Below are 19,469 nucleotides of genomic sequence, written 5' to 3' on the forward strand. Positions count from 1 at the left end.
TGATCTCAATACACATCCCGCTGATAACGTTTCTGTTGCTGCATGAGCGTCAGATATTCCGCAGCTTCTTCCGGACTCATGCCGCCTTCTTGCTCGAGAATGGACCCCAGTGCGGAATGCACATCATGAGCCATCTTCTTCTCATCGCCGCAAACATAGACGCAGGCTCCTTCTTGGAGCCACTGATATAGCTCCTTGCTCTTCTCCAGCATGCGGTGCTGTACGTACACTTTTTGGTCCGTATCCCGAGAGAAAGCAACATCCATACGCGTCAGTACTCCATCCTTCAACCAACGCTGCCATTCAATCTGATAGAGGAAGTCCGTTGAGAAATGCTGATCTCCGTAGAACAACCATGATTTCCCTTCTGCCCCCGTCTCTTCCCGTTCCCCCAGAAAGGCTCTGAAAGGTGCCACGCCTGTACCAGGTCCGATCATAATGATCGGAGTGTCCGGATTCTCAGGCAGCTTAAAGTTCGGGTTATGCTGAATGTATACCGGCAGCGAATCGCCAGCTTCCAGACGATCTGCCAATTGTACGGAACATACGCCGTAGCGATGGCGGCCATGTGCTTCATAACGGACTGTTCGAACGGTAACATGAACTTCATCGGGAAATGCTTTGGAACTGCTTGCGATAGAGTAAAGCCGGGCCGGAATCTTGCGTAGTATGGATACAAAATCACTCGCCGCCACTTGCTGCAGACCATAATCCTGTACCAGATCGAGTAAATCCCGTTCCTCAATATAGGTGCGCAATTCCTGCTCATGACCTGGCTTCAGCAATGATTGTAGTCCTTCATTCCCTGAAATCTTAACCACTTGCTCGATCAGTGGTTTCGTGAGAACCGTAATTTCATAGTGACGGAGCAAGGCATCTCGAAGCGCTCGCGCTTCACCATGCTTATTAATGACAACCACTTCATCAGCATTCCATCCCATAGCAGCGATGAGATCATCCACCAGTTGCGGGTGATTTTCCGGATAGATTCCCAAGCTGTCGCCCGGCTCATACTGCAAATTCGAACCTTCAAGAGAAATTTCGATATGGCGTGTTTCACGGTCGGATCCTCTTCCGTTCAAATTCAAATTTTCGAGGATTTCCGCTTGAAATGGATTGCTTCTCGAAAATTCCGATTCCGTACTATCGCTCAGGGCTACCGCACTCCCATTTTCAACAACGGATGATCCCGCTCCAGCCTCGTTCAACGATAGAAGAACCTGATTCATCCATTCTGCAGCCGACTCATCAAAGTCCACATCGCAATCTACTCTTGGCGTCAGCCGCTTGCCGCCCAATTCCTCGAGCCGCTTGTCGAAATCTTTACCCGTTTGGCAGAAAAATTCATACGAGGTATCCCCCAGCGCCAGTACGGAATATTGAAGATGGTCTACCTGAGGTGCCCGCTTGCTATGCAAAAATTCATAGAATGGGATTGCATTATCCGGTGGTTCACCCTCTCCATGCGTACTGACGATAATCAGGAGATTCTGTAACTTCTTCAGATTGTTCGGTTTAAAATCGCTCATAGAAGACATCGTGACCTGCAGGCCAACCTCTTCCAGCTTCTTCGATAACTTTTTCGATAATCCATGACCATTGCCTGTCTGTGATCCGTATAGGACTGTGACTTCTTTAGTAGCTGTTGCCACCGGCGCCGATACAGCGGCTAACGTGTTCGCTTGCGGTGCTGCCACAACTGCTGCGGCTGCCGTTCCCTGTAATGCAGCGATAAATCCGCTGAGCCAGGTCCGCTGGGATTCTGTCAGTGTGGGCAGTAGGCGGTTCAGCAGTTCCACCTGTTCCTGATTAAAAGGACTGTTCATTACTTGAAGTTCCAACAATATCCACCTCTCAAAAGCGCACATTATTAATTCCTACTATTACGATACAATTAATTTTGTTTCTCCTTTGAACCTATCACAGCTTACCTGGACCGGTCAATTACAATGTTCTTATAGCATTTATCAGTTTTACTAATAAATCGGATTTTCCGAGTTTAACTATAAGTGAAACTCCACCAGCTTTAAAGAATATCGATATCCCCGAATGGTAATGATACCAATGATAAGGAGGAAGATATCGGATGCAAAATCAAGATTGCAATTTTACGCCGCTGAAAAACAAATTGAAGGAGCAGCTCTCAGATATCACGAGACAATTACAGCACATCATCGTCAATTTGGACCAGGATAGTTCATGTCTGCTGGGTGAGTTAGACCTTGTCAGAACTAAATTTTTGGAAGCTGAATCGATTTCATCAACGTATTATCTCAATTGTTTTCTCTTCCCCTTCACAAGCAAATACCAAGAAATCGCGAAATCCATATATCATCTCAGTCAAAAAAAACGGGGTGCGCTCATTGTGATTCAACGGGAAGATGGCCTGGATTCGTTAATGACGCCAGGGATTCCCTTGTCTGCAGAAATCACAAGTCCCTTGCTTGAATCCATATTTGTTCCTGGCAGCCCGCTGCACGATGGGGCTGTGCTCGTACGTAAAGAGATGATTATTTCCGCCGCGAACGTGTTGCCTTTAACAGCCAAAACCTATGGTGAACGTAAGCTCGGAACCCGTCACCGTGCAGCCATTGGCCTGTCTGAAATCAGCGATGCCTTGGTACTCGTTGTATCAGAGGAGACGGGCAAAACCTCCTTCTGCATGAAAGGAACGCTTTACCCCTTATCCATTAGCAGCCCCTAATTAGTCACATGAATCTCGGCCGGGCCGGAATCGCTGCATCTTTCATCGTGCAAGACTTAATCGATTAATACCGTTTTGATATCCATCCGATTTGTTCTAAGTAGGCGGCACGCCGATTCATTCTCTCCGCAATGCCTTAAGACCAAACCATGCAAAAAAGAGCCGCAGAATTAGCATCTGCGGCTCTTTTTATGGATCCATCCCATGTTGGGGATTTATTCAAATGTATAGGTCCAGAAACGTTCCGTCCCGAAGCGCTGCTCCACTTCCTTGGCCTTCATCTGTTTCTTGCCCAGCAGCTCTGCTGCTTGGAATTGAGAGCGATGAGCTTGAATGGAGTTCAGCTTCTGTACCATAAACATGGATACATCTTGATAAACATCCGGTTTACCCAATTCTCGCTCACAATTGTTGGAGAATGCCAGACATTGAACGACTGGTCGATCCCCGGCAGGCATACGCTGAATCGTGCGGATTACAGCCGCTCCCGTTGCGTCATGGTCAGGGTGAACGCTATATCCAGGGTAGAACGTGAACACCAGCGATGGCTTTATCTCCTGAAGCAGGGAAGCAATCGCGCTATCCAGCTTATTTTGATCCTCGAATTCAATCGTTTTATCATGGAAACCAAGCAATCTCAAATCCTGTATGCCTATCGCTTTGCAGGATTCCTCCAGCTCTGCTTTGCGAATGGTTGGAAGCGTGATACGGTTTGCAAACGGGGGAATGCCCATATTGCGGCCCATCTCCCCAAGCGTTAGGCAAGCATAGGTAACATGAGCGCCTTCCATAATATATTTAGCCAACGTTCCGGATAAACCAAATGCTTCATCATCCGGGTGCGGCAATATGACCAGTATGTTTTGCTCCATCAATCCTCGTCTCCTCTCTCTATTAAAAAGGCTCCCGGCTCAGCTGCAAAGCGACAACCAGTTTGCCCTGACTGTCATGACCTGCCATGATCAGCCGATCGGTATCACTCTGTTCGAAATGGGTGAGTCCTTCCGTATATACCCAGCCTTGACTCATTTTCAATCCAACCCGATAGGGTCCATTGCCGGATATAGAACCGTGGCTGTAACGAATGGTTGCATTCGTAATAAAGTTAGCCGCGGGATGCTTCGTGCTGTCATAATGGGCAGCATAAGCGCCTGTTGTCATCTCAAGGTGAATATATAAATCCTGGTCCTTCAATTTATCAATCATTTGTTGTACTTCGGTTTGATTTATGAGTTCCATAATTCCCTCCAATATAAAGAATCACAACATGTAAGCAGTCGATATGATAATTCTATCATAATTATAGAGCAGGACGAAAATATATAAACGAAGAAGTTTGATTTATCTCCCAGTAAAAAGAGAGGCGTATTCCGGCTGTGCTGCATATACGCTAAGGTCGTGCTCTGAAATAACCTTATAACCCTCCCTGCGCAGCAGAGCCGTAGTTACGCCATAACCAGCTATCTTCTCATTGGCAAATTCTCCATTATAAATCATGGCACTGCCGCAGGAAGGACTGCTCTCTTTCAGGACAATCAGCAATGCTCCGAGCTCTTGCGCCACTCGAAGCGCTTGGTAGGCACCATTTATATACATCTCGGTCACGTCTTTCCCGGACAATTCAACCACTCTAGCATTCCCTGCCAGTACGTCATCACCGTTTCCTCCAACGATCTCCGCAGGCTCCCGTGGAGTTGAGAATCCGCCAAGAAGTTCGGGACATACGGTCACAGCTTTCTTCGATTTGACCAGCTGCTGAATGTTCGCATCCAAACTGTCCGTAGCGTTATAACGAACCTGCAAACCGGCTAAACACGAGCTTACAACAATCACAGGTGACACCTCAAATCTCTCGTTCTTACTTACAAATAACAATACTGCCTATGCCATTCGCCCTCATTCAAGTATCAGGAATCAGAACCCAAATGTCAACGAAATGCAATGAAGAGCTGCCATGGTGTGCGGTAGCCTTCAATGCCAAAAGTGTATCAACATACGAACCGATCCTCTCCAGGGCTCAACGCAGCATGGGAGCAACCCTTTTGAGAAAATGATTCATTAATAATGGCAAAGAAATCAGAATCGGCGGATCATCCAGCCGGGGAACATGCAGAGTTACATGAAGATGCGGGGTCTTAGAATTTGGGGTAACGAAAATGGGTTCCTTCGAACGGGTACGCAGCGTGGTAGACTTAGGAAGCAAGAAATCAACCGCCTGCATGCCCCATGGGACCGAAGTAGCCATCAGATAATACGTTCCGGGTCTGACGTCGCCGAACCGAAACGAGCCGACGGAGGATAACAAAGTTCCGTATAACGGTAAACCTTCGGGAATCGGCTTGGCGAACAGCCCGATCAAGATGACACCCTGAAATGGAGCCGTTGCCTCTACCGTGCCCTCAACTGTCAGATTGGGATTCACAACCGGTATGGAGTCACGCCAGCTGTTCAGTTTCTGCAGGGATAACAGATGCTCGTCCGCCTCTTCCCTCGAGTTTCGAAACTGGGAAGGGGTTACTCCTACTCTTTCCGTAAAGCGTGTCGTAAATGTACCCAGACTCTGCTGACCGATCTCCATGGCGACATCCCGGATACTCAGATGTGTATGTAATAGCAAGTCCTTCGCTTTCTCCAAACGAAGCGAGGACACGTAATATAATGGAGGCAGTCCGATTCGATCCTTAAATATACGCGAAAAATGATATGGGCTGTATCCTATGTAATCCGCTAGTGTCGATAACGGAAGAGGCTCATAAATATTATTGTGAATATACGCGATTACCTCATCGATTTCAGCATATCGATCAGTCATCAGGTCTGCACCATCCTTCATTCCGGATATTATGTCTGGGTCCAATCCAACTCTTCCGAGGAACAGTTGTTCGCATTTATACTATCATATCCATCTAAAAAATGGAAGCTTTTATATGTTAAAAATATCACCTCACAAGTATAAACAAGCACAAAAAAAGCCGCGCTGCACGCGCGGCTTTCTTACCATCAATCCAAGTCCGGAATATGAATCTCAACCTCTTTTTTGCTTTGGGAAGACCGCAAGATGCCGTCCAGAATCGCTTGATTCCGAAGCACCTGCTCGCCCGGGATCGGTGCCGGCTTGCCTTCGCGCACAGCGCTTACGAAATCCTTGATTTTCTCCTCAAATACGTTAAGCTCATGGTGAACCAGCGGTATTGCGCTTTCGGTATGATGACCTTGGATATCATGGAACAAGGAGATCGATCCTACCTTCCCATCCCACACACCGCTCCAAGGGCCTGAACCTGCCGGTGTAATCTTCATGCCCGCATCCGTTCCAAGGAACATGGTCGCCCCCAAGGTATCCATATGCATAGCCCACGAAGTTTTAAAGTTAAGCACAAGGTCTCCTTCGAATCGTATCATCGCTACGCCGAAATCCTCGACGTTAAACGCTCCGGATTCGGAGTGATATTTGGGATTAGTGCCAAAATAATTCGATGTATACGCGGATACTGTCAACGGTTTGGGATATCCAAGTGCGTTCAGGGCCATATCCAAGGAATAACAGCCAATGTCCGCCATGGCACCTGCCCCTGAAATCTCCTGTCGGACAAACGTGCCACCCGGCATCCCACGGCGGCGACCGCCTCCGGTTTCCACATAATAGACTTTTCCAAGCTCGCCGTTTTGGATCAGATTCTTAATGATGCCCATGTTCGGATCATAACGCGGCTGGAAGCCTACATTGAGCATATTCCCTGTCTTCTTCGCGATCTGGACCATCTCGATGGCTTCATCCAACGTGACCGACATCGGTTTCTCGAGCATTACGTGTTTGCCCGCTGACAGCGCATCAATCGTGGTACTGTAATGAGCGACGTTTGGCGTACAGATGCTTACGCCATCCAGGTCGAGATCCAACAATCTGCGGTGATCATCAAATCCGATTGCCCCCTGAAGTCCCCAGCGCTCAATAAATTGATCGGCTCTGCCGGGTAAAATATCAGCTACGGCAACAATCTGCACATCGTCAATTTGTTTATAATACTTTGCATGCTCCCCCGCAATGCCGCCGCTTCCAATAATTCCTATTCGAATGGTTTTGCTCATGGCTGATACTCCCCCTACAATTTCACATTCATTGCTCGATATGTTGATGGCGTATATCCATATCTCTTTCGAAACACGGTATGCAAATAACTTCCGCTTGAGAAGCCTTCGTGGATGGCGATTTTATCAATCGACCAATTGGTATCGATCAGTTTCCTGCATACGGCTTCAAGCCGGACATGTTCCAGTATTTCGCTGAAGGACTGTCCTTCCGCTTGCTCCTTGAATATTCGCTGCAGCTGCCTTGAGCTGATATGCAGCTTCTCCGCGACGTCATCCAGTACAACCTCTCCCGAAGAGTTAGCATGGATATACTCCAGCGCCAATTGATAACGGTAAGCCTTCATATCCCGTGAAGGCAGCTCCGCTTCCGATGGCTCGGATTCATACGCGCGTACAGCGCGCAGCAATATTTGAATAATGCACTGCTTAATCGTTGTATACAGACCCGAATACTTCTCCTGAGAAGCCTGATAAGCCTCAAGGAAATAAGGCATCGCACGATGGATATCCATCGTTGGCTTCAGCGGTAATCCCCTCAGCTTCTCCATACAGTCATCGGCTTCCGCCATTTCCCATGGATCCGAAACAGGCAGCGCCTGGCTCTCATGATCGGATACCTCATCGCGTGGAATAATGTCCACATGCAGACATAATTCGTCCATCGGCTCCGCTGTATCCGCCTCCTGATAATGAAGCACATTCGGACCCGTTAAATAAAACATGCCTTCCCGCAGCGGATAAGGCTCCTCTTCCATAATAACGGTCCCCTTGCCGCGGGGTATGAAATGAAACTCATACTCCGCATGTTTGTGGAAGGAGACAATCTTTCCTGGCGGAAAGGTGGTGAGATGAAACCGAAGAACCCGGATCTCATAACGCCCCCAATAGACTCTCAGATCAAGTCGCTCCAAGGCATCCTGCCGATCTTTCATCAATTCGTATGGAAAATGGTTATTCATCCTGATGCATCATCCCTGTATCTTATGCTTGCAATTCATCCAAACGAATGGCGCGATGCTCTTTGGCCGAACGGTTGGATGCTTCCATCAGTTTGGTTAGTTCAACCGCAAATGCGATATTTTCCTCTGCAATGGTATCCTCTTGAATATGGGAAATCCATTGTTCAAATGCACTTGCACGATTCGCCGGTACCGGCAGCTGGGCCCAAGCATCCTTGTACTCTTCTTTTTTCGTTGAACGAATCAGAAGTTTGCTATCCGGCGTTCCGTACAGGATCGTACCATCCGTACCATGAATTTCAATCGTAAATGGCGAGAAGCTGTTAACAAATCCGGCTTCAACCACACCGACCGCTCCCGTAGCTGTAGAAAGCGTAGCAACGGCGTTGTCTTCCACTTCCTTACCCGTGATGTATCCGAAATTCGCATTGACATCAACCGCTTCTTCACCCAGGAACAGACGTGTCAAATACATCGGATGACATCCCAGATCGATTAAGGCGCCTCCACGGCACTGCTCCAGGCTGTAAAAATGCTCAGGCAGCCATCCGGCAGTCGCACCATTATGAGACAAGCGTACACGAACAAGTGTTACGGTGCCAAGCAACTCTTGCTGCAATACCTCGCGGATCGCCAAAGTATAACCGTCATTCAGTCGCGGTAGCGATACCGTTAATTTGACTTGGTTCTCATTCACGGCATTGATGATATCATTGACCTCTTGCAGGGTGGCAGCAATTACTTTTTCCGTGAAAATGTGTTTGCCTGCTGCCGCAGCTTTCAACATCACTTCTCTATGCATGGATGTCGGAGCATCCACGATCACGGCATCGATATCGTCACTCTGCAGCATGTCATCCAGGGATTCATAAAAAGGTACGCCTTGCTTCTCCGCTGCTTCTCTTCCGCGCTCTGGGTTCTCATCCCATACCGCTACGATTTGAGCATCCGGATGCTCCTGCGCTTGTTTCGTATAATCCCACGCGTGCACATGCCAATAACTAATTTTTCCGATTCTAATCATTCTCGTCACCTCAGTATCTAATATTAAGACATCATGCCATTAATCTATCACACGAACCGCCCGATTCACAGTGTAAAATTGCGACAATCAAGTTAGATATCACGACACGGTGACACGTAAAAAACTCCGCCAGTTGACGGAGTAGGCTGTGCTGTATCTAAAATTTCAATCGTCCTCTTGCAGATGTGATATGTGCAGTATGGTGCTTTCCATGCCAGGCGTACATGCCCATGGCGTATTCCAGACTGGTTTTTCGCTGGTTCTCTGGGTGATAGAACGTTCTGAGATAGTCTCCGTTATCCATGATGTCTAACAAAGCACCCCATCTGGCATGCATGCCATCAAGCAAAACAAGCGATGCCTCAATGTCCAGGATCAATGAATCTTGAAGGGCTGCCCACTTCTGCTCGTCATAAGGCTTAATTGTTGGGTTGTCTTCCGTTAAAGCAAGTTTAAACCGAATATAGCTGTTCATGTGGCTATCTGCAAGATGGTGAACGACTTGACGGATCGTCCAACCTCCATCTCGATAAGGTACATTCAGTTGTTCCTGGCTTAGCCCCTGGACTGCAGCCCTTAGTTTCTCCGGCAGGCTCTTAATCTCTTGAATCCAGGGCTCCCTTTGTTCAGGCGCGGAGTGCCCTTCCCATTCAAATTGCCCTATCGGGTATCTCAAATCCATGTTCCATCACTCCTTGATCATCATTTTTTGTAAAATTCGTATGGTAATGATATTAGCTTTTTACAACGAGTCCAGTATTCCTGATCTGATGTCAATCCACCGCAATCCGTTCAAAATTACGCAGCGTCCGAAGTGCATTCCATGTCAGAATGCCCTTCCATTCCTCCTTGGCCAACGGCCATACCTCTTCGTACTGGTACCAGTTCCAATTGGGCTCCCAGGCACCATCTTCCCCTTGATTCTCTATAAGCAAATCCAGTTCCAGCGGCAGAAGCTCTTGGTATTTAGCAAAATAAGGTGAATTCGGAGAATCCATAATGCTGAGCGGCGTTGCTCCGTATCCCTCGCGGCTGCCAGGATCCCTGCTTATGCAATTATCCATGAAGACCTCAAGAGTTTCTTCGATCTCGGACGCCTGTTCTTTCGGCAACCTTTCGTTCAAGCGCAAATAACAAAACAATTCATGCATTTCATGAAGATCGCTAGATTGTTTCAGGTAGTTCACAGCATAATCAATCCTTGATTCCAAAAACTCTAAAGGGTATAACTCCCGCTCGTCGATAAAATAGGCGGTGATATCCGCATTCGGATTTCCCCAATGATCCTTGAAGGCTCCGTACTGCCACCAGACCGCCCTCGGAGACTGCTCGGCTTCCTTAGGAATAATGTCCCACCCTGACCGCTCTGGCACATAGGAGTGCTCAAGATACTTTAACGCAGATATAACCCGTTCGCTGCGCTCCGGATGATCTGGATTTAACCGAAGAATCTCAAGCGCTCTGGTTGTTGCCAGAGCAGATGACTCCTTGCAGCGAAGATCGGGCTCAAGACCATGACCAAATCCACCGTCCTCGTTCTGGTAGCTGGCAAGCTTGGTTAATACGTCCGTAAACGACCCGTCCTCGAATTCGTACCGGAATAGTGCCCGTTCAAGGTCCCTGGCCTGGTGCAGCATATATTGCCTGGCTTGTTCAAATCGCATCCTGTTTAGCTTCTTCACTTGGATTCCAACTCCTCGTAGAAAGTGATTCGGTTGCCGAATGGATCAACGACACATAGTTCTTTGCTGTTCCAAGGTGCAGTCTCGATTCCGGGCCTGGAATACGGATAGTTCTGGCTTAGCAGCTGTTCGTGAAAACCTTCAATCCCTGCCATCTCCACGCGAATGGCTGCTCCTGGGGAACAGTCTCCGTAATGCTCCGTCAAATGAATCGTTAACAAATCCTTTGTTATTTGCATGTAGAGCGGTGCCGAGTCATCAAACCGATGTTCCCAATCCAAGGTAAAACCAAGATATTGGATATAGAATTCCCTTGCCTTCGTTTCATCGAATACCCTGAATAATGGTATGATTTTGCTCATGATCTGCCCCCTACTACATCCTTTATTTTTCAAACTCCTTATGTATGTACTGCTGACTTATTTAGAATATATCATAAATTCTGTAAGGCTCGTCCCAAAAATAAAAACCCAGCACAGATACATAAAACCACGTTTGCTGGGCCAGCTTTGGCAAGTATTCTTTTCATTTATAACTATTCATTCCTGGTCACTTTGGGCAGCTTCTTGGCTTTCTCGCGTTTAACACGACTCCACACCAGCAGAACGAGAAATGAACTACCCAGGCAGATAAAGATCACTTTCAAATAATGCTCAACCACATTCAGAATGTACTGCCACTGTTCGCCGAATATAAAGCCTATGCTGAAAAAGACCAGCACCCATGAGGCTACGCCCGTGTACCCATATAGCCACACCGTTCGATAGGGAACCCGAATCATGCCGATAAAATACCCGATAAATTGCCTGACCCCGGGTATGAAAAAACAAATAATGAGCAGCTTATTTCCATACTTGTTGTAATAGGCCTGCGTTTTCTCTACAAGGGACGGCTTAATAAACAGCCATTTTCCATAGCGCTCTATAAGCGGCATCCCCAGCTTGTATCCCAGGATATAGGTAATGGTTAGCCCCATGGCCGCTCCCATAAAAGCAGAGCCAACGGCAGGAACCATATCGATGATTCCTTTATAGGTCAAAAACCCGGTATAGGTTAAGGTACTATTTCCAGGAGGAATTGGAAGAGCAATAAAATCAAGGGGAAGCCCAATCAATAACACCAGGTAGCCGTATTGTTCAAACAACTGCTCAACCAATTCAAACAAATTCATGGGGAAAACTCCTTCATCTTACCGATAACTGTCATAGTAGTGTTGTAGAGCATCATTTACATAAACTTCTTTGTTCAGCACCTCGTAGGGCACCGGATTCATATTTTCAGACCATTCATGAGAATGGCGCTGATTCTGTTGAATATCCATCAATCTTGTGAGGACTGATAAAGCCGAATTTTTATGCGTGTTAATGGCCGCTCTTCGCTTCATTTCTTGCAATAAGGGCGGACTTGTAATTAATGTTAGCAATTGGTGCTCCAGTTCACCCGCCATGGCTTGCCGTGCCACGCCTATTCCAACCAGGTAGTCCGCATTATCCTGTTCTTGGCCTGGCAAGGGTTTCACTAACAGCATCGGCCGTTCCATCGTTAATGCCTCGGAAATCGTGAGGCCTCCCGGCTTTGTAATCATTAGGTCCGCTATCGCCATCAACTCATGCATACGATCTACGTAACCCATGACCGTGATTTGCGGATGATCTGAAAACTCTTCCAGCAGTGATTGATATAATTTCATATTGCGGCCGCACACGACCATAAACCGAACACCCTGCGGGTATGCCCTTGATTTCAAGAGTTCGATTATTTCTTTATCGATCATCCCTTCTCCACCGCCCATAATCAGTACGACCTGTTCGGATGGACACAAGCCGTAATAGGCTCGGAGCCGCTCCGGATCGACAGGTTGACTATACAGCGGATTAACGGGTATGCCGGTCACAGAGATCTTTTCGCTTGGCACGCCTTTGCGCTCCAATGCAACCTGTACCACATCGGAACCAACCATGTAATAATCCGTATGAGAGTGTATCCAGTAACTGTGATCTGTATGGTCCGTCATGACGGTTGCCGTTGGCACATTTGTGAAACCCATCGCTTTCAGCAGAGACATCCCCGCTGCTGCCGGCGGAAAGGTACTGACCACGATAGCCGGATTTTCCGTTTCCAGCATCGTGCTGAGCCTGTGAAGACTGAAGGTACTAAAGCGTTTCAGCATTTGGATGAGGGTGTTTTCCTCGCGCGTTTTCTGGAATAAGTATCCATAAAAGGATGGAAAGTGCTTCATCCATTGCACAAAGAAAAACTGACCAGCCACATGCAGCCGTGGATGGGTTAACTCCATGTAATCAATGACTTTCACGCGCAGATGAGGGTAGTTTCTTTTTGCTGATTCCACAATGGCCTTTGATGCCTGGTTGTGACCCTCTCCCAGACTTCCGGTTAATATGATGATTTTTTGCTCATATATGGATCTCATGAATATTACTCCTTATCTAACGTTATGTGATTCCAATGACATGCATCAGGTAAACGACCAGCCATCCAGAACCGAATCCAATCAGACTGCCTGCCAGGCAATCAGTTGGGTAATGATATCCCCAATATATACGGGATAGACCGACCAGCGCAGCCAGGATAATTAGCAATATCGTTGGCAGCGGAGATACCAGAAACAACAATGGTGTAATGACGGCAAAGATCGCCGTAGTGTGTCCTGACGGGAAGGAATAGTCCTTCAATGGAAAATTTCCAATCTTCACCTGCTCCAGAACCCGAAACGGACGATCTCTTCTGACGATCTTCTTGATGAGGACAACAATCAGATGGCTAATGGTTAAGGCAATGGCACTCTGATATGCCGTTATATCCCATGCTTCAAATGCAGCCCAGGCGATGAGCAGTGCGCTCAGAATCGTAAAGGTGGCTCCGCCGAGATGGGTAATGCCGCCGAACAGCCGATCAAAGGCTCTGTTGCTGATCGTCTGGTTGCACCAGACAAATACCCGGTGATCAAATCTTCGTAATCGCTCGATCATTCATTCTTCACCTGCCGTTACATCAACTGAATCTTTTGAACCCTGCACGACAGGGATTTCCGAACGTTTTTTCCTGCGTTTCTTGATTAAGTGAACCGTCAGCCAAATCCCTCCAATCAGAGCACCTACGGACATCAAAATAATCGTAAGCACGCTGTCCACCATATTCTCTGCAGCACGGCCATATACGTAGAAGAGCACACCTACGGTATAGAACTTCACGGCGCGTCCGATCGCTGCGTAGGTGAGAAGTTTCCATAAGGGATAGCTCATGCAGCCGGATAGAATGGTGAAGATTTTAAAGGGAATCGGTGTAAAAGCACCGACAAGAATTGCGGCTTCGCCATGCTTGGTAAACAAGGCGGTGGCGGAATCGTACCATTTTTTCTTCATGACCTTGGTTAAGACCAAATTTCCGGAAGCCTTGCCAATTCCATAACCGATCGGCGTTCCGATCAAGCAGCCGACAAATCCGATCGAGGCGAGCCAGATCGCACGGTCCGGACTCAATGCACTTAAAGACAATTGCGAGAAAAGCGCCGGGATCGGAAAAATAATCGCATCGATCATGGCATGAATAAATAATCCGATATCGCCTAAATTACGTAAAAAATCCATCAGGCCTTGTCTCCTCTGCTAGACTACACACTGGGCAATCCCTATACTGTGCGATATCGTGGGTCAAATTTATATCCGAAATCATCCGTTCACATTCCTCTCACATATCATGTTAATGTAAGAATATCATGATTGAAGAAAGATGACTTCCGTCTTCAGACGATAATCAACCTAGACTTAGGTCTAGATACTAATAGTAGATATAATATAGTAGATATAGTATAAACGAGTTTTATGATCAATAAGTTGAGTTTATAACCATTTGGACCATAAACAAAAAAAACAGCTTAGCCGCAATATGCGGCCAAACTGCCAAGCTCTAAGACCATGAACTATTCAAATTGACAAATTTGCGCGACCTCTCGGACCGAGTTCACCACATGATCGGCCTGCGATAAGTCCTGATTCCCCGAGTTCGGGTTCACGAAGCCGATGCAATTCATTCCAGCCGCCTTCGCTGCAGCAACGCCATGCCTTGCATCCTCAAGCACCATGCAATGCTCTGGATTCACTCCGAGCAATTCAGCCGCCTTAAGATACACATCCGGTGCCGGTTTCCCTTTCTCCACTTCTTCACCGCTCACAACGCATTCAAACTGATCCAAGAGATCGAACTTACGCAAGACGGCCGATATAAATACTGGTGGCGATGATGATGCAATAGCTGCCGGTATGTTACGTGCTTTAAGCTCAGCAAGGAGCTCCCGAATGCCATCTATAGGCTCCATTTCCCGTGAGGTGAGTATTTCAATTTTATTGGACAATTGGTATTCAATGATTTCCGAAACGGATTGAGCAAGCTGATGTTCATCTTTAATCGCTGCCCACATCTCCGGATTGGTCATGCCTACATACTTCTCCAGCTGTTCATGGGTTATCGCCGATCCGTAGTCGTTCATCACCTGAATATCGACTTCAAAGTGAAGCGGTTCACTGTCAATAATGACCCCATCCATGTCAAAAATAAATGCCTGTATCATGTTCATGCTCCTTTGTTGATATGTATTTTAGTTAACGCCAGATTATATCGAGTAACGTTCCCAGCACTCCGGTTTTATGGCCTCTGAGCACATCGGGATTGAATACTTCGACGAAACCGCATCGGGTACAGGATACAACAAGATCACTCAGATGAAATAATATCGTGCAGTTCCATAAGGGAATGAATCTCATACTTAGGTTGAATGGATGTCGGGTTTGCCTTGCGCAGCGGATTATACCAGCAGGTATCAATCCCGTAATGGATGCCTCCTTGTATATCGGAAGATAACGAATCGCCGACGATGAGAACCTCCTTCTTGTCGGGATGATTCAACTTATCGAATGCATAATCGAATATGCCTTCATGGGGCTTCTGGGACCCAGCATCCTCCGAAACAATGATGCATTCAAAGGAATCGCATAACGGAGACCGGCTAATTCGGTTAAACTGCACTTCCTTAATTCCGTTTGTGATGATCGCCATTCGTTGGCCGTGTTCGGTCAGTTGACTGCACAGCTCTTCTGCCCCTTCCATCAGAAAGGAGCCTTGCCCTAAATATTTTATGTAAACATCGCTAAAGGCATCGGCGTCCAAGGCACACTTAATGCCGTGTTCTGCCAACAGCCGATCAAACCTGGCAGTACGCAATTCAGGCTGTGTAACCTTCCCCTGCTCGAAATCACGCCACAACTGCTGGTTAATGCGTCTGTAGCTGTCTACGATGGCATCCGTGCACTCCTGATCAATCTCGCCAAAAACGCCGGACAACGCAAAAGCCTCCGATTTGGCATAGTCGTATAATGTTTCATCTGCATCAAATAAAATAACGTTGTAACGCACGGCTGCCCTCCTTCTCATGCTGCTTAACTTATGACAATCTGGGTTGCTGATTCACTTAGAAGCTATTCAGTCAAATGAAGAATCCTACACCCAAGGCAAGCTGTTTCATCATACCTCCTTAACCCTCTCTGCGGAGTTTATAGAGATGATACCGCTCCTGCTCAAGTTCGATCTCGCCGATATAGGTAAACCCGCATTTTTGGATGACTTTGTTGGAAGCGTGATTATGAACGAGGGCGACAGCGTTGAGTTCTCGCTCCCTTGTATTTCGGAACAAATAACGGATTAATGCCCGTACAGCTTGCGTTGTATATCCCTTATTGTAATGCTGATTCGAGATTCCGTACATAATCTCTCGATTGGGCTGAGGCAGTTCTTCCTTAGGACCTGTATTGCACCAGCCGATACATTCGCCTGTTTCTTTTAAGACCATGGCTAGCCGCAGACGCAGCTTCCCGACGTCCCCGCCGTCATGAACGGTCTGCAAGAACTGCCGGTTCTCCACAATTTCATAGTTGATTAACCATTCGAGCCGCTGTTCCCTGGGTACATCCCAACCGGGCAGGAACTGTCTGATCTCAGGTTCGTGCGTGATCTTAAAGATCGCATCAAGGTCTTCCACCATATATTCCCTGAGCAGGATGTCCTCACATTCAATTGTGAAGGGCATTCCTGGGGAATGGATACTTGTCTTGTTCAATATAGTCCTCCTGCATTCATTCGCTCGCTCATTTTCCCTGGCCCATCACGAGGGCTATTAACTGATCGGGCCGAGTATAAATATCATCAGGTTCAACGCTAAATTCTACGTTCTGTACGGTATCAAACCAATGCGCTCCAATGGTGAGCACCTGGGCTGATTTGCCTGCCGCTATATCGGCATCGCTGTCGCCGACAAAAACCACGTCCGATGTACTCAGACCGAGCAATTGAACGGCTTTGAATATCCCTTCCGGGTCCGGCTTGGAACGTTCAACCTCATCACCCGTAATGGTAGCGGCAAAAAAAACGTCCAGCTCCAGATTTCTTAGACATATATCCAGGCACCTTCTACTCTTGCCCGTAATAATGACCATGGGTTTATGTAAATCCCACAACTTCGAAATAAGATCCTGAATCGCCTCCGAAACCTGTACATGCTCCTGAAAATCCTTCTCGAAAACTTCGTAATAATAGGCTACGGCTTCGTCAACATGGGCTGGATTCGAGAGATTTTTAGTTATAATCTCTTCCTCCGTTGGCCCAAACGTCTGCACGATTTCCGCATCCGTCAGCGTTTTACCTTCATATTTCATGAAAACCGCCCGGAACGCTTTAAACGAAAGCGGCAGCGTATCTGCTAATGTACCATCAAAATCAAACAGCACTGCCTGAATGCTGGACATACCTCGCTCCCCTTTCATCCTTTGCTTCAAGAACGACTATACACCATCCCACTCAGACTAAATTCATCCTCATCTGAATGCTAATCATCTTCTGATCATCATCTAACGTCGTAATACGGACATCGAAGGGCTCAAATCCAAGCTTATGATAAAAAACCAGCCCTCTGGAGTTGGTATTATGGCAGCTAAGAGAAAAGGTTGTCATTCCATATTTCTCTTTGGCTATATCCATCATGGTCTGTAACAGCTTCTGCGCGGCTCCCATTCCCCTATGCGACGGAGCAACGATAACATTGCCGAGCAACAGAGATTGATCAACATCCTCATAAAAATTCGCATAAGCGACAACCTGCCCTGTAGATTCTTCAACAATAACCGTAGGATCATATCGATTTTCTAGCAAACTCAAGATTTGCTCCGGCGTCCAAGGAAACTCCGATCTGGGACTCACGTAAAACAGCTCCTCCGGCGTTTGAGGAAAGCTGCATATCGTTGATAAATCCTCGTCTGCCAGCGGCCTATGGGTGTACATATTACAAGCTCCTCCTTACTTCATATTTCGTGCAATATACATGCCTCTTCCAATCAAGCCTTGCGGATCATGCTCCACGTGAAGGCCCGCTTCCTGGAATGCCTTAATCATCTCATCCACGGTGAAGAGCCCCATACGATGCTCCTCCGTATAATGTTCAATTCCATGCTCGCTTCCAAACAAATACTCGAATTTCATGATCGAAATATTGCCTTCGCGGTCCGAATGGGACATCCTGCTCATATGGATCCCGCGACGCTCAGTCATGATCGCGTCCACTCTTCCGGCGGTCCAGACATCCGGTGTAAACCACGGCTCAACCAGAATGACACCCTCCTCGTTCAGATGCTCCTTAAACTGCGTAAGGGTCTGCACCAATAGATCCAGCGTTTTCACATAACCGATGGAGCTGAACAGACACAGGATCACATCATATTTCCGATCCAAGTGAAAACGGGTCATGTCGGCAACCGAATAATCACCCTCAGGATTTTTTGACTTCGCTATCGAGACGAATTCGGGATTTAGATCAATACCATCGATTGCATAGTACTTCTTTAAGAACAAAGCATGTTCAGCGGTTCCACAGGCAACGTCGAGCATGGTCCGGTAATCCTTACCCTGTCTTTCAATATAATCCCGGACCTGCTGGGCCTCCTGCTCATAATCCTTAAGGCTGTAAATTACATCATAATATTTCGACGATAAATCAAACATGGATTCACCAACTTTCCGCATCGGATAACATCATCTCAAGCCGGGTCATCCGTGCCAGGCATCTTCCATGATTATACAACTGTTCATCAGATTGAGTAACCCCTTGTTCACATAAGCAGCGGATTCATCAATATCCATGATTTGGGTCGCATGTGCTTACCCTTCGATACGTTTGTGTCTGTACCAATAGGAATAAATCTCTTTGTACTGAAGACGATCATACAATCGGCTTGCAGCAAGATTACTCTGTACCACCTGTAAATAGCTGCTCGTGGCTCCATTCTTCTTGGCCCACTGCAGTATATGTAACAGTAACTGTTTGCAAAACCCGCGATTTCGACATGCCGGAGCCGTAACCAGATCATATATTCCTACAAAGCCCTGCTCCAAAGCTCCGATCCCGCATGCTACAGGTTCAGCTTGATCATATAGGATGAAGAATCCATACGGTATCACGGAATAGTTAAACAGCTTTCTTTTCACAGCCTTGTTTCTCTCGGAAATTCCGGTAATATCCCCGAGCACATTCAGCCATTCATTGGTTAGCTTTTCTTCGATCTTAACCTCCTCATGGGATGGAGGCTCAATATCATCCAAGTGATCCAACACTCTAAAGCTGGTAGGATCCTGTATGGTATATCCCCTGGATTCCAAAATAGGATCGAGTTCCTGCGGATTGAATGGTGTCATTTTAAATATGACGTCAAGCCCGGCCTTCACGTATAAACGCTCACATTGTTCAATCTGGCCATAAAGGTCTATCGAAGGCTCCGTATAGAGAGCATGAATGGAGTTGGATCTCTTGGTATAACCGTCTGCAAATCGTAACAGCCATCCATGATGTGTCAAGGTTTGGAGCGCTGGCCAAGCGTTTAAGGTAAGCTCTTCGATTCTCTTATGCACGTATACCACTCCTACAATATGATAGGAATAAATATACGATA

23 protein-coding genes are annotated in these 19,469 nt (G+C 47.0%); 1 reads left to right on the plus strand and 22 read right to left on the minus strand.

The genetic code is table 11. The features are described 5' to 3' along the window. Positions 1–5: 5 nt before the first annotated feature. Positions 6–1,841, minus strand: coding sequence for an assimilatory sulfite reductase (NADPH) flavoprotein subunit (locus ACOZB4_RS08580; protein ID WP_379413759.1), 1,836 nt, complete (start codon positions 1,839–1,841; stop codon positions 6–8). Between the two features lie 245 nt (positions 1,842–2,086). Between ACOZB4_RS08580 and cdaS the strand changes: the two genes are divergently transcribed. Then, complete coding sequence (gene cdaS, locus ACOZB4_RS08585; protein WP_379413755.1) at positions 2,087–2,704, plus strand: sporulation-specific diadenylate cyclase CdaS; 618 nt, start codon at positions 2,087–2,089, stop codon at positions 2,702–2,704. Positions 2,705–2,919: 215 nt separating this feature from the next. Here the strand turns inward: cdaS and bshB2 are convergent, their stop codons facing one another. From bshB2 to ACOZB4_RS08690, 21 genes are all read right to left on the minus strand, one after another. Then, complete coding sequence (gene bshB2, locus ACOZB4_RS08590; RefSeq protein WP_379413752.1) at positions 2,920–3,576, minus strand: bacillithiol biosynthesis deacetylase BshB2; 657 nt, start codon at positions 3,574–3,576, stop codon at positions 2,920–2,922. Positions 3,577–3,598: 22 nt separating this feature from the next. After that, the gene (locus tag ACOZB4_RS08595) at positions 3,599–3,943 is read right to left on the minus strand and encodes a YojF family protein (RefSeq protein ID WP_076321818.1); all 345 of its coding nucleotides are present in this window, start codon (positions 3,941–3,943) and stop codon (positions 3,599–3,601) included. A gap of 102 nt (positions 3,944–4,045) precedes the next feature. Continuing rightward, complete coding sequence (locus ACOZB4_RS08600; protein ID WP_379413840.1) at positions 4,046–4,537, minus strand: DUF523 domain-containing protein; 492 nt, start codon at positions 4,535–4,537, stop codon at positions 4,046–4,048. A 184-nt stretch (positions 4,538–4,721) separates the two neighbouring features. Further along, positions 4,722–5,516, minus strand: a complete 795-nt coding sequence (locus tag ACOZB4_RS08605; protein ID WP_379413749.1) for a helix-turn-helix transcriptional regulator — start codon at positions 5,514–5,516, stop codon at positions 4,722–4,724. A 188-nt stretch (positions 5,517–5,704) separates the two neighbouring features. Continuing rightward, positions 5,705–6,793 carry a Gfo/Idh/MocA family protein gene (locus ACOZB4_RS08610; RefSeq protein ID WP_076321821.1) on the minus strand — a complete coding sequence of 363 codons (1,089 nt, stop codon included), beginning with the start codon at positions 6,791–6,793 and terminating at the stop codon, positions 5,705–5,707. Between the two features lie 14 nt (positions 6,794–6,807). Then, on the minus strand, positions 6,808–7,755 hold the full coding sequence (locus tag ACOZB4_RS08615; protein WP_379413746.1) for an AraC family transcriptional regulator: 948 nt from the start codon (positions 7,753–7,755) through the stop codon (positions 6,808–6,810). Positions 7,756–7,777: 22 nt separating this feature from the next. Continuing rightward, positions 7,778–8,779, minus strand: a complete 1,002-nt coding sequence (locus ACOZB4_RS08620) for a Gfo/Idh/MocA family protein (RefSeq protein ID WP_379413743.1) — start codon at positions 8,777–8,779, stop codon at positions 7,778–7,780. A gap of 157 nt (positions 8,780–8,936) precedes the next feature. Next, positions 8,937–9,461: a YfiT family bacillithiol transferase gene (locus ACOZB4_RS08625; RefSeq protein ID WP_379413740.1), complete on the minus strand. Its 525-nt coding sequence runs from the start codon at positions 9,459–9,461 to the stop codon at positions 8,937–8,939. Positions 9,462–9,552: 91 nt separating this feature from the next. Next, complete coding sequence (locus ACOZB4_RS08630; protein WP_379413738.1) at positions 9,553–10,461, minus strand: hypothetical protein; 909 nt, start codon at positions 10,459–10,461, stop codon at positions 9,553–9,555. Then, a complete protein-coding gene (locus ACOZB4_RS08635; RefSeq protein ID WP_076321826.1) occupies positions 10,458–10,823 on the minus strand; it encodes a glyoxalase superfamily protein in 366 nt (121 codons plus the stop codon). Before ACOZB4_RS08635 ends, ACOZB4_RS08630 begins: the two co-directional genes overlap by 4 nt. 173 nt (positions 10,824–10,996) lie before the next feature. Next, entirely contained in the window at positions 10,997–11,632 is a 636-nt protein-coding gene (locus ACOZB4_RS08640; RefSeq protein WP_076321827.1) for a DedA family protein, read from the minus strand. An 18-nt stretch (positions 11,633–11,650) separates the two neighbouring features. Beyond that, positions 11,651–12,892, minus strand: coding sequence for an MGDG synthase family glycosyltransferase (locus ACOZB4_RS08645; protein WP_379413735.1), 1,242 nt, complete (start codon positions 12,890–12,892; stop codon positions 11,651–11,653). 22 nt (positions 12,893–12,914) lie between these two features. Beyond that, positions 12,915–13,451: a phosphatase PAP2 family protein gene (locus ACOZB4_RS08650; RefSeq protein ID WP_076321829.1), complete on the minus strand. Its 537-nt coding sequence runs from the start codon at positions 13,449–13,451 to the stop codon at positions 12,915–12,917. Next, complete coding sequence (locus ACOZB4_RS08655; protein ID WP_379413731.1) at positions 13,452–14,069, minus strand: YqaA family protein; 618 nt, start codon at positions 14,067–14,069, stop codon at positions 13,452–13,454. A 332-nt stretch (positions 14,070–14,401) separates the two neighbouring features. Beyond that, positions 14,402–15,049, minus strand: coding sequence for an HAD family hydrolase (locus ACOZB4_RS08660; protein ID WP_076321831.1), 648 nt, complete (start codon positions 15,047–15,049; stop codon positions 14,402–14,404). A 143-nt stretch (positions 15,050–15,192) separates the two neighbouring features. Further along, the gene (locus tag ACOZB4_RS08665; RefSeq protein WP_379413728.1) at positions 15,193–15,891 is read right to left on the minus strand and encodes a YjjG family noncanonical pyrimidine nucleotidase; all 699 of its coding nucleotides are present in this window, start codon (positions 15,889–15,891) and stop codon (positions 15,193–15,195) included. A 118-nt stretch (positions 15,892–16,009) separates the two neighbouring features. Continuing rightward, complete coding sequence (locus ACOZB4_RS08670) at positions 16,010–16,561, minus strand: GNAT family N-acetyltransferase (RefSeq protein ID WP_379413837.1); 552 nt, start codon at positions 16,559–16,561, stop codon at positions 16,010–16,012. A gap of 58 nt (positions 16,562–16,619) precedes the next feature. Then, positions 16,620–17,276: an HAD family hydrolase gene (locus ACOZB4_RS08675; RefSeq protein WP_379413725.1), complete on the minus strand. Its 657-nt coding sequence runs from the start codon at positions 17,274–17,276 to the stop codon at positions 16,620–16,622. Between the two features lie 52 nt (positions 17,277–17,328). Then, a complete protein-coding gene (locus ACOZB4_RS08680) occupies positions 17,329–17,808 on the minus strand; it encodes a GNAT family N-acetyltransferase (protein WP_379413722.1) in 480 nt (159 codons plus the stop codon). A 15-nt stretch (positions 17,809–17,823) separates the two neighbouring features. Then, on the minus strand, positions 17,824–18,546 hold the full coding sequence (locus ACOZB4_RS08685) for a class I SAM-dependent DNA methyltransferase (RefSeq protein ID WP_379413720.1): 723 nt from the start codon (positions 18,544–18,546) through the stop codon (positions 17,824–17,826). 135 nt (positions 18,547–18,681) lie between these two features. Continuing rightward, a complete protein-coding gene (locus ACOZB4_RS08690; protein ID WP_379413718.1) occupies positions 18,682–19,428 on the minus strand; it encodes a GNAT family N-acetyltransferase in 747 nt (248 codons plus the stop codon). Between the last annotated feature and the right edge of the window lie 41 nt (positions 19,429–19,469).

Source organism: Paenibacillus sp. NPDC058898 (genome assembly GCF_049316025.1).
Lineage (GTDB): Bacteria > Bacillota > Bacilli > Paenibacillales > Paenibacillaceae > Paenibacillus_AQ.

Bases quoted from the DNA above. Each gene is read 5' to 3' on its own strand.
- cdaS (WP_379413755.1), top strand. From the start codon at position 2,087: ATGCAAAATCAAGATTGCAATTTTACGCCGCTGAAAAACAAATTGAAG.
- bshB2 (WP_379413752.1), bottom strand. From the start codon at position 3,576: ATGGAGCAAAACATACTGGTCATATTGCCGCACCCGGATGATGAAGCA.
- ACOZB4_RS08595 (WP_076321818.1), bottom strand. From the start codon at position 3,943: ATGGAACTCATAAATCAAACCGAAGTACAACAAATGATTGATAAATTG.
- ACOZB4_RS08605 (WP_379413749.1), bottom strand. From the start codon at position 5,516: ATGACTGATCGATATGCTGAAATCGATGAGGTAATCGCGTATATTCAC.
- ACOZB4_RS08610 (WP_076321821.1), bottom strand. From the start codon at position 6,793: ATGAGCAAAACCATTCGAATAGGAATTATTGGAAGCGGCGGCATTGCG.
- ACOZB4_RS08615 (WP_379413746.1), bottom strand. From the start codon at position 7,755: ATGAATAACCATTTTCCATACGAATTGATGAAAGATCGGCAGGATGCC.
- ACOZB4_RS08620 (WP_379413743.1), bottom strand. From the start codon at position 8,779: ATGATTAGAATCGGAAAAATTAGTTATTGGCATGTGCACGCGTGGGAT.
- ACOZB4_RS08625 (WP_379413740.1), bottom strand. From the start codon at position 9,461: ATGGATTTGAGATACCCGATAGGGCAATTTGAATGGGAAGGGCACTCC.
- ACOZB4_RS08635 (WP_076321826.1), bottom strand. From the start codon at position 10,823: ATGAGCAAAATCATACCATTATTCAGGGTATTCGATGAAACGAAGGCA.
- ACOZB4_RS08640 (WP_076321827.1), bottom strand. From the start codon at position 11,632: ATGAATTTGTTTGAATTGGTTGAGCAGTTGTTTGAACAATACGGCTAC.
- ACOZB4_RS08645 (WP_379413735.1), bottom strand. From the start codon at position 12,892: ATGAGATCCATATATGAGCAAAAAATCATCATATTAACCGGAAGTCTG.
- ACOZB4_RS08650 (WP_076321829.1), bottom strand. From the start codon at position 13,451: ATGATCGAGCGATTACGAAGATTTGATCACCGGGTATTTGTCTGGTGC.
- ACOZB4_RS08655 (WP_379413731.1), bottom strand. From the start codon at position 14,069: ATGGATTTTTTACGTAATTTAGGCGATATCGGATTATTTATTCATGCC.
- ACOZB4_RS08660 (WP_076321831.1), bottom strand. From the start codon at position 15,049: ATGATACAGGCATTTATTTTTGACATGGATGGGGTCATTATTGACAGT.
- ACOZB4_RS08670 (WP_379413837.1), bottom strand. From the start codon at position 16,561: ATGCCCTTCACAATTGAATGTGAGGACATCCTGCTCAGGGAATATATG.
- ACOZB4_RS08675 (WP_379413725.1), bottom strand. From the start codon at position 17,276: ATGTCCAGCATTCAGGCAGTGCTGTTTGATTTTGATGGTACATTAGCA.
- ACOZB4_RS08680 (WP_379413722.1), bottom strand. From the start codon at position 17,808: ATGTACACCCATAGGCCGCTGGCAGACGAGGATTTATCAACGATATGC.
- ACOZB4_RS08685 (WP_379413720.1), bottom strand. From the start codon at position 18,546: ATGCGGAAAGTTGGTGAATCCATGTTTGATTTATCGTCGAAATATTAT.